The following is a 15,049-nucleotide window of genomic DNA, read 5'->3' on the forward strand; positions in this document are numbered from 1 at the left end:
GAGGTTTATAATGAATAGGTGGTCGCACTGAAATGTCGATATTTTGTCATGACTTATTCAGACGATGGTCATAATTGGAGTTGTAATTTTTTTCACATTTCGAGACTGCAACGCAGTCCCCAATGCATATATGAGTCAACAGACTCCATTTTTTGAAAAAATTTAGCTTTCATATGCAGCACACGCTGCACCGGGTAAATAAGAGTTAGTCCTTATAAGGAAGCGGCAGATGACCGCATCTTTGCTATGTAGTTCTGTATACAGATCCTACACACAACTCAAATCCGGTTAAGAACAGGAGGAAACAGTATGTCTACATTGGTAACACCGTTCACAGACAAAAGAATGGCTGAAATCGTTGAGAAAGTGCAGAACGGCGTAAGGCTGAGCGTAGAAGACGGCGTATATCTGTATGAAACAGATGATCTGCTGACTTTGGGCCAGCTGGCCAATGAGGCCAACTTGCGGAAAAATGGCAAGAAAGTATATTTCATCGAAAACATGAGTCTTTATTTTACAAACGTATGCGAAGCCCGCTGCGCTTTTTGTAATTTCCGTAAAGACCAGGGTGAAGAAGGCTCTTATACATTATCCGGTCAGGAAATGATCGATTATGTGGAACAGCATATTCATCCGGGCGTACGTGAGTTCCATATCGTAGGCGGACATAACAACCATGTTCCTTTTCAGTATTATGTCGATTCCCTGCGTGCTTTAAACGAGAAATATCCAGATGTTACACTGAAAGCTTACACGGCAGCCGAGATTGATTTCTTCACCCGGATTAGCGGACTCAGTATCAGGGAAGTTCTGCAAGAGCTGCAAAAAGCAGGTCTGAAAACATTGACTGGTGGCGGCGCTGAGATTCTCTCGGATGAATATCGCAAAAAAATGCGTGTAGACAAAGCCAACGTGGATCGTTATCTTGAGGTGCACCGTACAGCTCATGATCTCGGCATGCGTACACATACTACGATGTTGTATGGATCGATCGAATCCTATGAGGACCGCGTCAACCATATGGTGCAGATCCGTGAATTGCAAGATGAGACCAACGGATTCATGGTCTTTATCCCGCTTTCCATGCAGCCAAAAAGTAAAAACGCGAGTATTATGCGTCGTAACTCGGCTTATGAGGATCTCAAAACAATTGCGATCAGCCGTCTGATGCTGGATAACATCGATCATATCAAAGCATACTTCATTAACATCGGTCCACAGCTAGCTCAAGTTGCTCTTGGATTTGGTGCTTCGGATGCACACGGCACGATCGTTCGCGAACGGATTAGTCATGCGGCAGGTGCACTCACACCTGAAGGCCTTACACGTAAAGAGCTCATATGGCTCATTAAAGGTGCAGGACGTATTCCGGTAGAACGTGATACGTTCTACAATGAAATTCAAGTGTACGAATAGGACATAGATCCATCCACAACCAATATTGCACCAGCACCACTCCAGAACGCAGCTTTCATGATAGGGAGACGTTTGAATTCGAGTGGTGCAAACTGCTGAATAATATCTTCAATTTTCAACGTCTACTTTTTAATTATTCAAATCATAACAAAAGGAGCAGCTATGTTATTGCATAGCTGCTCCACAGTTTACAGCCCCATTTCAGTGGGACTGATGCAGAAAGGAAGCCGAGTCATGAAAAATTTCGTCATTCTTGGAGGCGGCTATGGCGGCCTCACCATCATCAAGGAACTTCTGGAGGGTAAAATTCCATCCGATACACAAATTATTTTGGTGGACCGCAGCCCCTTTCAGGGATTAAAGACAGAATATTACGCACTCGCAGCAGGAACCGTATCTGATTATGACCTGCGTATCCAATTTCCAGTGAGCGATAAAGTCACTTACCGGTATGGAGAAGTTACTTCGATTGACCTGGAGCAGCGTCAGATTGAATTTGAAGGCCAAGACCCGCTCGTGTACGACAAGCTTGTCATCGGACTTGGTTGTACAGACCGTTTCCACAATACACCAGGCGCCGAAGACTACAGCTGTACCATTCAGAGCTTTAGCAAAACACGCGAGACCTACCTTCGCCTTAATGAAGTCAAAGCCTATGGCAATGTTCATATCGTAGGCGGAGGATTAAGTGGTGTCGAGATGGCAGCCGAACTTCGTGAGAGCAGACCCGATCTAAACATCAGCATTCTGGATCGTGGTGAACGTGTATTATCCGCTTTCCCACAACGTCTGTCCGTGTATGTGCATGAATGGTTCAACGAACATCAGGTAGAGACACGCGGGCATATCGCCATTTCACGTGTTGAACCTAATGCTATCTATAACCGGGATGAACAGATTCTAACGGATGCTGTCGTGTGGACTGCAGGCATTCAGCCCGTAAAAGTGGTACAGGATCTGGACGTAACCAAAGACCCTCAAGGACGTGTCGTCCTGAATGAATACTACCAAATCCCGGAATATACCGATGTATATGTCGTTGGTGACTGTGCGAGTGTCCCTTATGCACCTAGCGGTCAAGCTGCGGAAGTGCAGGGTGAGCAGATCGCCCATATTCAGCATGCCCTCTGGAAAGGCGAAAAGCCCAATCCACATCCACTCAAGCTTCGTGGCACACTCGGTGCACTCGGCAAGAAGTCTGGGTTTGGGCTGATGGGCAAAACGTCCATGATGGGACGTGTACCTCGTATTTTGAAAAGTGGTGTGCTCTGGATGTCCAAGCGCCATCTCGGCTAGTCGAGATCGAGCTCGTCCCAGACATCGGCTTCGGCAATTTTGGCCAAAATGGCGTTATATAGATCTTCCACTTTGTCCGTGATGACAACTTCGCCATTCACCAGTGCAAATGGAGTCATAGAACATTGGCCGCAGTTGGTTAGGCAGCCGTATTCAATCACGTCATAGTCTGGATTTTCTTCCAGTTGATCCATGACTTCATCTGTGCCAAAATGCATATTATTGGCACAAAATTCAATAATCGGTCTCATTTAAGTTCACCTGCTTTGTTTGACCATTTTAATTTGTGGCCATTTGTAATATAATATAGGAAGGAAAGGAGTTGAACAATATGAGCGAAAACGCACAAAGCACCATGTATGATGAGGTATCTGATGTGCTTGATAAACTTCGTCCGTTCCTGCAGCGCGATGGCGGTGACGTGGAACTGGTCGACGTGGAGGACGGCATCATTAAGCTGAAACTGGTCGGTGCCTGCGGCAGTTGCCCAAGCTCCACCATTACCTTAAAAGCCGGGATTGAACGTGCCCTTCTCGAAGAAGTTGAGGGTGTACAAGAAGTCGTACAAGTATTCTAATCAATCCTTCACGAAATAAACCTCAAGAGCCTTTCGCTTCGCATGAAGCGGAGGGCTCTTTTTTTTGTGTGCATATGCAGAGAGTCCATTTCATCTGTCCCTTTGACCCGTTTCCACGTACAATCCTTTAATTCACCTTTTAAGTATCCTCGCGCTGTATGGTTGGACGAATCGGATCAAGTCCTCCAGATACATCCATAATGTTACCTGTTATAAAATCGGAATGATCAAGGCACAGATACGTAATCACTCGTGCAATATCTTCACCGCTGCCAGGACGCCCTCTTGGCGTTTCCTCATCGATGATGTCTGCCATTTCATCAATCGTTTTCTCTTTGTTCGCACCACGAATGTCACCTGGACATACCATGTTAACCGTAATTCCATACGGGGCTTCTTCAACCGCGAGTGTCTTTGTAAAAGATACCAGACCCACCTTGGCAGCTGCATATACGGCGCGATGAGGCCAAGATCTCGCTTCTCCAGCATGACTGAAGCCAAAATGGATAATGCGTCCCCATTGCTTGCGTCTCATCTCTGGCAATACACGCTGATCCAGCAACATCGGTCCCAACAGATTTCCCTGCACAAGCATCTGGACCTCAGCTTCAGAATAATCCGCAAATAATCGTCGTTCACGGACAAATGGACCTGCGTTATTCACCAAAATATCAATGCTGCCCAGGTTGCCTTCCACCTGCTCAACCAATGAAGAGATATCTTCCACCTTGGATATATCAGCCTGGATGGCAATGCACCGCACACCCTTGGCTATAATCTGAGCCTTTAAAGCCTCAGCTTCTGTTCTGCTGTGTACATAGTTGAGGGCAATATGACACCCTTGATCTGCCAGACTGAGGGCCGTCATTTTACCAAGACCTTTGGCACTTCCCGTTATGAGGGCAATCTTTCCCTTCACGTTCATCCCCCTCTTCAAAGAGCAGTCACTATCCAGTATAAAAGATTTATCGTCCTCCTACAACTCGCTTATCCACAAGGGATTATCCACCTTTAATTCCAAATATATTTTGATTGAAATCGGAAGCCTAACCAGCAATAGTGAATTCGGCTCGTGGTATGTTGTGTTTGAGTACGTGAAGACAGGTCATATCCATGATGACGATCAAAATTTGAGTGCACTGTCCTTAATCAACTTAGCAGCAATGCAGGATATACCTACGAAGAGTACAATGCTTCGACTGACAAAACATCCACCATAGGGCTCAACAGTCTTCTGATGGGCGTGATCGGGTACACGGCTTCCCAGAAATTCAGTGCTCTTCTTTTGCTCAAAAAAGGATGGGCCTTGATCCTGGTTGTCGTTCTCGGGCTAATCGGTTGGATCAGATACAAAATCAAAAGCTTAAATGGAGAAGAAGAAAAACTCTGACTTATGTTGATCCCCACCTCAGCACAGATTAGTAATATAAAATAAGCCGTATATCTCTTCTGGAGAGATATACGGCTTATTTTATATAGCTTCACATCATGTCATGCATATCGTGAATTATTCAGTTGCAGGTTCAACTGCACCTTTATAACGTTCTTTGATGAATGCTTTCACTTCTTCGGAGTGCAAGGCAGCAGCCAGTTTCTGAATTGCATCTGCATCCTTGTTGTCCTCACGGGAAACGAGGATGTTTGCGTATGGGTTACCTTGCAGATCTTCGATCAACAAAGCATCATTCGCTGGATTTAGGTTTGCTTCAAGGGCATAGTTGGCGTTGATGAATACCAGATCCGCTTCATCCAATTGACGAGGCATCATGGCTGCATCAAGCTCGATGATATCCAGATTTTTCGGATTTGCTGTGATATCTTGAATCGTAGAAGTAATATTTGTGTTGTCTTTCAGCGTAATGATACCTTCCTTCGCGAGCAACAACAGAGCACGTCCACCATTGGATGGGTCATTTGGAATTGCTACTTTTGCGCCGTCAGCCAATTCATCCAAAGACTTAATCTTTTTGGAGTATCCACCAAAAGGTTCAACATGAACAGGTGTTACAGAAACGAGGTTGAATCCACGTTCTTTATTCTCTGTGTCCAGATAAGGTTGGTGCTGGAAGAAGTTTGCATCCAATTTTTTATCAGCGAGTTGCTGGTTGGGTTGAACATAGTCATTAAACGTAACAACTTGCAAACGAATACCTTGTGCTTCCAGTTCAGGCTTGATGCTTTCCAGAATCTCTGCGTGTGGTGTAGGTGAAGCTCCAACTTTCAATTCAACTGTACGTGGTGCACCTGCTGAATTGTCTGCGCCGCTATCGGCATCCTTGTTGTTTCCGCAAGCTGCAAGAACTGCAATCAGCATAAGACTAAGTAGAGCGAAAGACCATTTTTTCATGTGTAAAACCCCTTCTCTCATCATTTTTTCATGTGGCGTCCGCACGAATGCATGTCCATCATGTTATCTATGTGTTATTTCCTGGTGAAAAATGTAACCAAGCGATCTCCAGCCATCTGGAGAATTTGCACTAAGATGACCATAAATACAACGGAAATGATCATAATTTCATTCTGATAACGATAATACCCATAGTTGATTGCCAGCGTTCCCAGACCTCCACCACCAACCATGCCTGCCATCGCCGTATACGATACAAGCGTAACAATGGTGATCGTTATACCAGCAAGCAGTCCAGGCAGTGCCTCAGGCAGTAACACTCGTCTTACAATCTGTCCGGTCGATGCCCCCATCGACTGTGCCGCTTCAATGACACCCCGATCGACTTCACGCATTGTTGTCTCTACCAGTCGAGCGAAGTAAGGAGCTGCCGAAATAACCAAAGGTGGTATAACACCAAGCACCCCTGTAGCTGTACCGACGAGCGAACGAGTGAATGGAATAATAGCAACAATCAATATGATAAATGGGATCGATCGCAAAATATTAACAATCAGGGACAGTATAATGTACACCACCCGTGATTTGGTTGAAGCAGATCGGGCTGTCATGAACAGCAGCACCCCGAGCGGTAAACCAAAGATTACGGTAAACAAGCCTGATGCACCCAATATTTGCAGTGTCTCAATGGAAGCTTTACCAACCTCTTCCCAGCGAACTGTTGAAAAATCCATCTAACGAAGCACCTCCACATCAAGTCCCTCAGCGGTTAATTCTGATATCGTCCGATCAATCGCAATGGAATCACCCTCGAACCGAACGGTCAGCTGTCCATAAGGAACCTGTTTGATCGTTGAGATTGTACCTTGCAGGATGGCAAAATCCACGCCTGTCTTACGTACCGTTCTAGACAAAATCGCTTCATAGGTTTTGTTACCCAGAAAGGATATCTTCACAAGTTTGGAAGCAACACCTGCCTGCAATTCAACGCCTGCATTTGCCAGAGCGGTCTCTTCCAGAGCAAGTCCAGCTTCATGGTCACGCATCATGAAGTCCCGTGTAATGGCATGTTGTGGCTTCAGGAACACTTCTGTTACAGGTCCTTGCTCCACAATCCCTCCTTGATGAATGACAGCCACTTTGTCACAGATGTTCTGAATGACATGCATCTCATGTGTAATCAGCACAATCGTGAGGTTGTACTTTTCGTTAATGTCGAGCAGTAACTTCAGGATTGAATTTGTCGTCTGCGGATCAAGTGCTGAAGTAGCCTCATCACAGAGAAGTACATTCGGATCACTCGCAAGTGCTCTCGCAATCCCTACACGTTGTTTCTGTCCACCCGATAATTGAGCTGGATATTTGTTGCTATGGTGCTCCAGACCAACCAGATTGAGCATTTCCTTCACTTTGCGATCAATGGCTTCCTTGGGTGTATTCACAAGTTTTAGTGGAAAAGCTACATTGTCATATACCGTTGCCGAGGATAACAGATTAAAGTGTTGGAAAATCATCCCGATCTTGCGTCTCTGTTGCTGCAATTCGGTTTTGCTCAGTTCAGTCAGGTTGATCCCATCAACCCATACTTCCCCCTCCGTAGGGCGTTCCAACAAATTAATACAGCGAATCAATGTACTTTTGCCCGCTCCGGAATGGCCAATCACGCCGTAGATTTCACCCTTTTGGATGCTCAAATTCAGCTCGGATAACGCTGTTGTAGATTTTTTCCCTTTGCCGTACGTTTTCGTTAAACCTTTTAATTCAATCAATCGCACTTGCCCCTTTCCAACCACCTACATGTATCTTTACCCGATCTAAAGGAAAACTCCCCTTAAAGTACAAAAAAGAGCCCTTTGCAGATACAAAGAGGGCTCTTCACGTGAAAGATTATACCTTCTCATCTGCCAAAATCGTGCTTTGCACCATTTTGTAGGAATTAGCACCTAACATCTATAACGAATGATACATCCATCATGTCGTTACAAATCGGTTGCCGGGCTTCATCGGGCCTGTCCCTCCGCCGCTCTCGATAAGAAATATGTTGTTGTAGGATTTTATAAGTTCATGTAGTTCATGCTTTATAATGTGAACGTAACTTTTGAAATATCAATTCATTCTTTGTCACTGTAACATTCTAATTGAAACTCAGTATATTCCAAGTATTCCGATTTGTCAAAGGGAATTATTTCTTTTCCATATATTATTGATATAACTATAAGAGGCTGTTAACGTTTCACAGACCATATCCACGCCCTGACGCATTTCCTGTACATGCTGATTCAGATCCTCCAACTTCACTTTACCTTGCAAGGTCTGGTGTAACTGCCACAGGTCATCGTGCATTTCGGAGTTCATGTAGTGAATTTCCATATTACGACGTTTGCGCAGCTTGCTCATCGGCTCCCGATAAGAGTCCTTGATCTGAATCAATCGCAATGCAAGATCATGATGCTCCCTCGCATAATCGAACTGCCTTAACACAGTAAAATAGGAAAAATGCGCTTTGGTATTTGAAGTATTCAGTTGGAATATTTCATTTAAGACGGTGCCAACTTTATCCAGAATGGCAAAGCAGCGAATGAAGCCATCTTTGTAGAAATACACATACCGAGCATACTCGGCTTTTTCAGCCGGCGTCATATCATCCGTTGAACCTGCAACCACCTTTTTGCGAAAATGAGCAGCAGCGAAGCAGCTTTGCTCCAGTTCATCCAGTGAGGAGATGAGCCCCTGGGTCCACACATACAGTTTCCGATAGTCATGCGTGGGATCATGGTCCACATGCATTTGGCGCTGAAATAGCTCAAGCGTATGCGCCATTGCGTCCATCGCTGCCTTTAATTTACCTTCATTGATACGCGGTTTTTCCCCCAGCAACGTTCGCAGCATATCTAACCTCCTCTTTTCCAAATCAACAAGATTTCATCACCGTTAACACATCATCCATTCCGTGTAATTGCTGCTTGCCATAGGTTGCCCTGATCCACCTGACATCAAACAAAGTCCACCTGTCCAATGATGTACATCACTGGATGGTGGACTTTTATTTAGCCCAATTCCTTTTAAAAAATGAATGAATCTATATCTTAGATCCGATTAACCGGACGATGCAGCTTGTACACCAGGAAACTCATATACGTTAAGACTCCGAACAATATGGCGATATCCAGCATATGTGCGAGAGCTACGAACATGTATACTTCCGGACGATTCATTGTCACCATCATGAAAATACCAATCACGACTTGCATCAGGATGAGAATAACGGATACTACGCCAAGGGTGCGCATTTCCTTGTTGTCCGGATGATTACGGTAAGCGAAGTGACCCAGAATTGCAATAACAATCACAAGCGACGCAGCTGCTGCACGGTGAGCAAAAGCAACCGCTACCCCACCCGAAAGCTCAGGAATAATCTGCCCGTTACAGAGCGGGAATCCGGAACATCCGCCGGCAGAATCCGTGTGACTCACAAAGGCACCCGTGTATACCACGAGATATGTGTAAATGGTGGAGAACCAGACCAGATTCCTGAATTTTTTGCTAACCCGAGGGTATTTATTCAGGCGCTCCAATCCGCCATCTTTTGCCTCCTGCCTTATGCCCAGCGCCATCATTAGGGAACTGGCAAAAGCAATCAGTGCAAAGCCAAAATGCAGTGCCATGACCGCTGAAGATTGGGAGAAAACGACAGCAAAAGCTCCCATAATTCCCTGGACGATAACAAATACCAGGGTTAAGAAAGAAAACAATTGCAGGTCACGGCGTGACTTGCCGAACCGCAGAAAAGCAACAAACGAGGCAATGGACAACAGTCCAGCCAGTGCGCTTACAGCGCGATGGGAATATTCAATAAGTGAAGCCACAGTATGCGCCGGAACGAGTTTTCCGTTACATAAAGGCCATTCCGTTCCGCAGCCAAGGCCAGATTCCGTTTTGGTTACGATGCCTCCACCAAAAGTGGCCAGAAACATGACAAGACAGGTTAATACGGTTAACCATTTAAACAAAGTTAAGTGTTTCAATTTTTTCTCACCCGCTGTTGGTTTAAGATGGCGAAGAATATTCTCCGCTTGTTTCGGTACTTTGACACTTATTTCACAACTAAATTCATTATACCGGATAAAATGTTCATTGACGTCGCGCTTTGTGACAAAATGTTAACGTCTGATGAAATAATGACCCACAAGTCATTGGAGATATGTACAGAAACGTTTCTTACATAGAACATGTCGAACACACAAACGCCATTTCCCTATTTCAAGAGAAATGGCGTTCTTTTAAGTATACCCTTTTACAACATGAACTTGTCATACTTTTATTATCATTTATGGATCGTGTTGTACACTTCGACTGCGCGATCCAGGAACTGCTCAATCTCTTCTCTCGACTTGCGCAGCTTGTTCACATACCGTACGAGTTCGCGGCCATCTGTATACGCCACAAAGCTTGGGATGCCAAGAATATTCTGCTCTTCACTAACCGTTCCAACCTGATCCACGTCGACCTCAATCAAAGTCAGTTCACGTGCATATTTCTCTTCAACCTCAGGCATAAACGGATCGATGTATTTGCAGTCTCCACACCAGTCTGCCTTGAATACGGCAATCGTCAAACGTGGGGATTGGATGGCTACATCAAAAGCCGGTTTGGAAGTAATCTGTTCCATTCAGTTCATCTCCCTTTCTGTACCTTGTCTTACCCTAAGTGAAGCAAATTGGCGAGTGGAAGTCAAATAATCAGCGCATACTTAGAATAAACCACATGCTCTGTGAATTTAAACCCAGAACATCATGAAAGGATGTCACATCATGACTTCCACCCGAACCGATTCTTCCAGCGAACAACATCACGGGTCCCTCCTGCAGATGGTCCGTTCCATTCCGGGTGCTGCCCGTGAAATCTGGCGTGGCAAACAAGCGGCATGGCAAGCTTCAGCACAGCTTCGTCACCCATTGCGTGACATCGAGTGGGATACAGATACGGCAGCTGCCCTCCAGTCTGAGGTGGAGCGTTTGTTACCTGCCAGCGGCAAGTCCTTTGCACGCACGGATCAGGTTCAAAGCGCACTCGTCTGCGAAGAAGATTGCATCATTCTGGAAGAGATTAAGACACTGACCCAGGAGCACAATCGGAGTAATATCACTCGCACGGCGGCCTATCTGGAATGTTATGAGCAATATCCTGAACTGCATTGGGCACTACTGGCCCATATGGTCTCTCGCAACGGTGGATATCACATGACAGATCTTCAGAGTGACTTGATGCATAATCTACAGAATCAGAGTGATCGCGAGCATATGTATCGGCTGCTGGAGCGGTGTAATGCACTCATTTTCCAGGATGCCTATCCCCAGCTTCTGCTGTATATGAACAGTCGCCGGATCGGAAGAAGCTGTTTCCATCTTTTATCCCACTTTCACGTATCGGCGTTTATGACGCCGTTTTGGGAACGCTTTTGGCTGGAACGCTGCAGTTCACTGCTTAGTGTGGCATTAATTATTAATGAGCAGAACTACATCGAGAGCCGGGTCGTGCAGCATCCTTATTTTCAAAAAGAAGTCCTCTCCAAACCCGCATTCCATCTGCATAATCTGGCCGGTCTGAATCATATCGTCTTTCCTCTTGGACGGGGAGCAGGACTCGCAGGACGTGTCATTGAACATTTTGGCAAGCTGGATGAGCGAATCATGTTTGGCAAAGGCCTATACGCTCTGTTATTTGGCGTGGAGCAAGTACACACACAAGTGTTGGAGTTTGCACGTTTGGTTCCCCATCGTGGCTCGCGTGCCGAATATTGGCCTGGCCTGTTTACCCAGCGTGAAGACGAGTCAGGTGATCATACATTATACGCTCAGGCGCTGCTTGATGAAGAATGGCTTCCAGAAGGTCAACGATTATATAGTCCGGAACTGCTCGCCGTATGGGGGGATACGCCTTATGAACCAATCACCAGACATGACTGGCTTCAGACTCGGGATTGTCTCGGTTATCTGACGGCACCGCGTCGGCCATGGCTGTTTGAGATGAGTCACGAACACCGGTATGGCATGCTGAAAACAGCACTGGCTCATGATGCAAAAGCCATTACACACTAATGCTGAAGATCATATAGAGCAGGTAAAGCCGGATGATGTGAATACCCCGATGTATAGCTAATCCTCCCATGAGGGGCCAATATAGAACTCAGTCGCTAACTCGCCTTAACTATACAAAAAGCCCTGTCCGCTTAACAGCGGACAGGGCTTGTATCCTATTATAACAAAATATTGGAGCTTGAATGATGCTTCTTACATTCTTAACCTCTTTGCCCAACTCCACGTTGAAGACGCATAAGTGGACGAAGAATTTTTTGCAGAATACGGGGGTAACTGCCCAGCTCGTCCTTGCGCAGTACACGGAGGACAACCATGAGAACCAGATACACCACCACCACAAGCACACCAACCACAAGGCAGGTAAACAAGAAGGATACACGCGCCGGCAGGAACAGTCCAAAGACCATATTTCCAATCCAGTTCGTTGCAAATCCTACACCTGCTGCAAGCAAGACCGTAATGATAAACCCTTTCCAACGATCTCCCATGATGGAGAAATCAACGATTTTGCGAAGAACCCGCAGATTCAGGTACGTGATAACCAGGAAACAAAGGGCTGTTGCAATAATGATGCCGTATATGCCAAACATCGGCGCGAGGATCAGACTTGCAATCAGCTTGACCACAACACCCGCTGCCACACTGACCATCGTAATCCGCGGTTTACCTACCCCAAGCAAAATGGAGTTGGTGGTCATCATCGTAATCTGGAAAATGGTTCCGAATGTCAACAAAGCAATAATCGGCGTTCCATCCAGATTGGTAAACAGCAATCCGTTAACCGAATATGCTGCCGCACAAAGTGCAATGACAATCGGCATGCCTGTCAGGATTGAAATGCGCAATGCAAGTGTAACCTGACTCTTCAGATGAGCTTCATCCTTGCGGGCAAATGCTGCCGATATGACAGGCACCAATGATTGACTCAAAGCGATAGCCAGAATCGGAGGAATACCTGCAATACTTTGGGCCTTTGCCCCAAGGATCGCAAGTACACCAGTCGCTTCTTCAAGTCCGATCTGACCACTGAGCAGTGGTACCACAAGGGATGAATCAATGAAGTTAATGGCTGGAACCGCAAGTGAGGACAGCACAATTGGAATAGACAGCTTGAAGATATCACTGTAGATGCCTCGCATCGGCAACTGTTCTGCACGTTCGTAATTCAATTGGGCCGCACGGTCGCTACGACGCAGCTTCAAGGTGAAGTACAGCATGACACCGAAGGCACCCACACTTCCTAATACCCCACCAAATGAGGCACCTGCAGCAATCGTTTGATCATCATAATTCCATTGCAGCATGACATAAGCTACGATAATGGCTGTACCTACACGGGCGAACTGTTCCACAATCTGTGAAATACCACCTGCTGTCATGTTCCCGCGTCCCTGGAAATATCCACGCATCATCGCAATGGCCGGGAAGAGCAGCAAGGCTGGAGCCAAGGCGCGAATGGCGCTGACCGACTCCGGTACTTTGGAGACATACGTAGCATAATAAGGTGCCGCGAACCACAATAAAGCAGACATGACTACCCCGGCAACAGCCGCAAAGATCAGGGCTGCACGGTAGATCTGTTGAGCTTCACCCGCGCGCCCGAGCGCATAACGTTCCGATACCATTTTACTCAGAGTACTCGGTATGCCCGCCGTTGCTACAGTTAACAGCATTAAATATACCGTATTGGAGATCGTAAACGATGCGTTACCGACATCTCCGAGGATATGCTCCAGCGGCACCCGTTGAACCAATCCCAGTACTCTCGCGATCAGCGCAGCGGCCGCCAGTATGAGCGTACCCCTAATGAATGTTTCTTTCTTAGACAAACGAATTCCCCTTCTTTCCTCCACACCGGACGTGCATCCCGTTGAAGCTAATCCTGAACGTTTAGGCGAATCTTACCACCCAGATAATAAAGAGAACAATCATGACGATTTGCAAAATAATTTTCATCACAGTACTCGTAAATAACCCCACAACGGAACCAAATCCAACTTTCGACGCTTTGGAAGGTGAAGACCCTCCGATCAGTTCCCCGATAAAAGCACCGATAAATGGTCCCAGCACCAGTCCAAATGCCGGAATGACAAATGGCCCAATGATAACACCAATGGTACTCAGCGTTGTTGATAACTTGGAGCCACCAAACTTCTTAACACCCCATGCGCTGACGACATAATCAGCCACAAACAACACAACAACAATCAGAATCTGGATGATCCAGAACCACACACCAAACGGATCAAAGCTGAAGAACCAGCCGTAGACCAGAAACGCGAAGAAAATCGCTACAGCACCAGGCAGTATGGGATATACCGTTCCAGCCATCCCCACTGCAAACAGCAGCACAATTAAAATCCAGGCAATGGTTGCGAGCAAAGGTTACTCCCCCTTCAAAATATGTTCACGGATCACTTCGACGATACCGTCTTCATTGTTACTCGCTACGATCAGATCAGCTGCTTCCTTCACCTGCTCTTGCGCATTGCCCATAGCCACACCAAGACCCACGGCCTCAATGACAGCCAGATCATTCAAACTGTCTCCGACAGCAACAACTTCGGACATCTCGATGCCCAGCAGCTTGCAGACTTCGGCTACACCACTTGCTTTGGATACCCCAGCAGGGTTGATCTCAATATTAACCGGTGAGGAATTCGTCATTTGCAGACCACCCATTTGTTGCAGTTCCATCATGATCTGGTGACGCACTTCATCCACTTCGGTATTGAAGCCGAATTTCAACCATTCCAGACCTTCAATATTGTCCGTCCAACGGTCACGGTTGAACAGCTCTTCCACGGAGTATGCCCAGTACCAGCTGTTATATTTCTCACCGATCTCCTGCATTTGGCGAATCAATGCCGGGTCCATCAGATGACGCATATGCAGATCATGCGGGGCTTTCCATACCTCACTACCGTTAACGGTAACCATCGGTGTCTCCAGTCCAAGCTGGACCGCATAAGGCATCGCGTGGAATACCGCTCTTCCCGTAGACAGGCACACATGTACACCCCGACGAATGGCAATCTGTATCCACTTGGCCGTCTCCTGCGTAATTTCATGATTATCGTTAAGCAATGTTCCATCCATATCCAATGCAAGCAATTTGTATTTCAGTTCACTCATACAGTAGTTCCTCCTAGGTTGTCTCTCTCCAAATTGAACTCATGAATATCCATTCAGGCACTACGCAGGCAGAAAACCTTTCGAATGGTAGTATCTTTGTTTTAGAATTACCTTTTTCTTTAGTGTATTGAGATTATACGAGGTAATCGTTACGTGTACGGATCGTCTTCCGATCGCTGT

The 15,049-nt window shown here is 46.2% G+C and carries 15 protein-coding genes and 1 riboswitch; of the genes, 4 read left to right on the forward strand and 11 right to left on the reverse strand.

What is annotated here, in order from left to right; translation table 11 throughout:
* Nucleotides 1-309: 309 nt before the first annotated feature.
* Together mqnE and NZ043_RS03865 are read left to right on the forward strand one after the other, a co-directional pair.
* A complete protein-coding gene (gene mqnE, locus NZ043_RS03860) occupies nucleotides 310-1,416 on the forward strand; it encodes an aminofutalosine synthase MqnE (protein ID WP_091037892.1) in 1,107 nt (368 codons plus the stop codon).
* Between the two features lie 234 nt (nucleotides 1,417-1,650).
* Complete coding sequence (locus tag NZ043_RS03865; RefSeq protein WP_036673332.1) at nucleotides 1,651-2,712, forward strand: NAD(P)/FAD-dependent oxidoreductase; 1,062 nt, start codon at nucleotides 1,651-1,653, stop codon at nucleotides 2,710-2,712.
* On the opposite strand, the gene NZ043_RS03870 is transcribed toward NZ043_RS03865, so the two are convergent.
* Nucleotides 2,709-2,963 (reverse strand): YuzB family protein, encoded by a 255-nt coding sequence (locus NZ043_RS03870; protein ID WP_036605750.1) that lies wholly within the window; start codon nucleotides 2,961-2,963, stop codon nucleotides 2,709-2,711. The two genes, NZ043_RS03865 and NZ043_RS03870, sit on opposite strands and share 4 nt — an antisense overlap.
* An 80-nt stretch (nucleotides 2,964-3,043) precedes the next feature.
* Here NZ043_RS03870 and NZ043_RS03875 point away from each other — a divergent pair, with 80 nt between their 5' ends.
* The gene (locus tag NZ043_RS03875) at nucleotides 3,044-3,289 is read left to right on the forward strand and encodes a NifU family protein (RefSeq protein WP_053783253.1); all 246 of its coding nucleotides are present in this window, start codon (nucleotides 3,044-3,046) and stop codon (nucleotides 3,287-3,289) included.
* Between the two features lie 139 nt (nucleotides 3,290-3,428).
* Here NZ043_RS03875 and NZ043_RS03880 read toward each other — a convergent pair whose 3' ends face one another.
* The 7 genes from NZ043_RS03880 to NZ043_RS03910 all read right to left on the reverse strand — a co-directional run bounded on the left by NZ043_RS03880 (nucleotide 3,429) and on the right by NZ043_RS03910 (nucleotide 10,305).
* Complete coding sequence (locus NZ043_RS03880; RefSeq protein WP_133387449.1) at nucleotides 3,429-4,208, reverse strand: SDR family oxidoreductase; 780 nt, start codon at nucleotides 4,206-4,208, stop codon at nucleotides 3,429-3,431.
* 588 nt (nucleotides 4,209-4,796) lie between these two features.
* The gene (locus NZ043_RS03885; RefSeq protein WP_091037894.1) at nucleotides 4,797-5,636 is read right to left on the reverse strand and encodes a MetQ/NlpA family ABC transporter substrate-binding protein; all 840 of its coding nucleotides are present in this window, start codon (nucleotides 5,634-5,636) and stop codon (nucleotides 4,797-4,799) included.
* A gap of 74 nt (nucleotides 5,637-5,710) precedes the next feature.
* On the reverse strand, nucleotides 5,711-6,370 hold the full coding sequence (locus NZ043_RS03890; RefSeq protein WP_133387446.1) for a methionine ABC transporter permease: 660 nt from the start codon (nucleotides 6,368-6,370) through the stop codon (nucleotides 5,711-5,713).
* Complete coding sequence (locus NZ043_RS03895) at nucleotides 6,371-7,405, reverse strand: methionine ABC transporter ATP-binding protein (RefSeq protein ID WP_339310733.1); 1,035 nt, start codon at nucleotides 7,403-7,405, stop codon at nucleotides 6,371-6,373. It lies immediately after the preceding gene.
* Between the two features lie 125 nt (nucleotides 7,406-7,530).
* A riboswitch (SAM riboswitch) is annotated at nucleotides 7,531-7,672 on the reverse strand.
* A 136-nt stretch (nucleotides 7,673-7,808) separates the two neighbouring features.
* Nucleotides 7,809-8,525, reverse strand: a complete 717-nt coding sequence (locus NZ043_RS03900; RefSeq protein ID WP_339310735.1) for a Cthe_2314 family HEPN domain-containing protein — start codon at nucleotides 8,523-8,525, stop codon at nucleotides 7,809-7,811.
* Between the two features lie 197 nt (nucleotides 8,526-8,722).
* Entirely contained in the window at nucleotides 8,723-9,661 is a 939-nt protein-coding gene (locus NZ043_RS03905) for a heme A synthase (protein WP_339310737.1), read from the reverse strand.
* A 299-nt stretch (nucleotides 9,662-9,960) separates the two neighbouring features.
* A complete protein-coding gene (locus NZ043_RS03910) occupies nucleotides 9,961-10,305 on the reverse strand; it encodes a thioredoxin family protein (protein ID WP_017692403.1) in 345 nt (114 codons plus the stop codon).
* A 142-nt stretch (nucleotides 10,306-10,447) separates the two neighbouring features.
* Between NZ043_RS03910 and NZ043_RS03915 the strand changes: the two genes are divergently transcribed.
* Complete coding sequence (locus tag NZ043_RS03915; RefSeq protein ID WP_339310739.1) at nucleotides 10,448-11,734, forward strand: DUF2515 family protein; 1,287 nt, start codon at nucleotides 10,448-10,450, stop codon at nucleotides 11,732-11,734.
* A gap of 200 nt (nucleotides 11,735-11,934) precedes the next feature.
* Here NZ043_RS03915 and NZ043_RS03920 read toward each other — a convergent pair whose 3' ends face one another.
* The 3 genes from NZ043_RS03920 to NZ043_RS03930 all read right to left on the reverse strand — a co-directional run bounded on the left by NZ043_RS03920 (nucleotide 11,935) and on the right by NZ043_RS03930 (nucleotide 14,869).
* Nucleotides 11,935-13,563, reverse strand: coding sequence for a polysaccharide biosynthesis protein (locus NZ043_RS03920; protein ID WP_339310741.1), 1,629 nt, complete (start codon nucleotides 13,561-13,563; stop codon nucleotides 11,935-11,937).
* A gap of 61 nt (nucleotides 13,564-13,624) precedes the next feature.
* The gene (locus NZ043_RS03925) at nucleotides 13,625-14,065 is read right to left on the reverse strand and encodes a DUF456 domain-containing protein (RefSeq protein ID WP_047841365.1); all 441 of its coding nucleotides are present in this window, start codon (nucleotides 14,063-14,065) and stop codon (nucleotides 13,625-13,627) included.
* Nucleotides 14,066-14,119: 54 nt separating this feature from the next.
* Complete coding sequence (locus NZ043_RS03930) at nucleotides 14,120-14,869, reverse strand: Cof-type HAD-IIB family hydrolase (RefSeq protein WP_076253219.1); 750 nt, start codon at nucleotides 14,867-14,869, stop codon at nucleotides 14,120-14,122.
* Nucleotides 14,870-15,049: the final 180 nt, after the last annotated feature.

This window comes from Paenibacillus sp. FSL k6-2145 (assembly GCF_037976585.1).
Lineage (GTDB): Bacteria > Bacillota > Bacilli > Paenibacillales > Paenibacillaceae > Paenibacillus.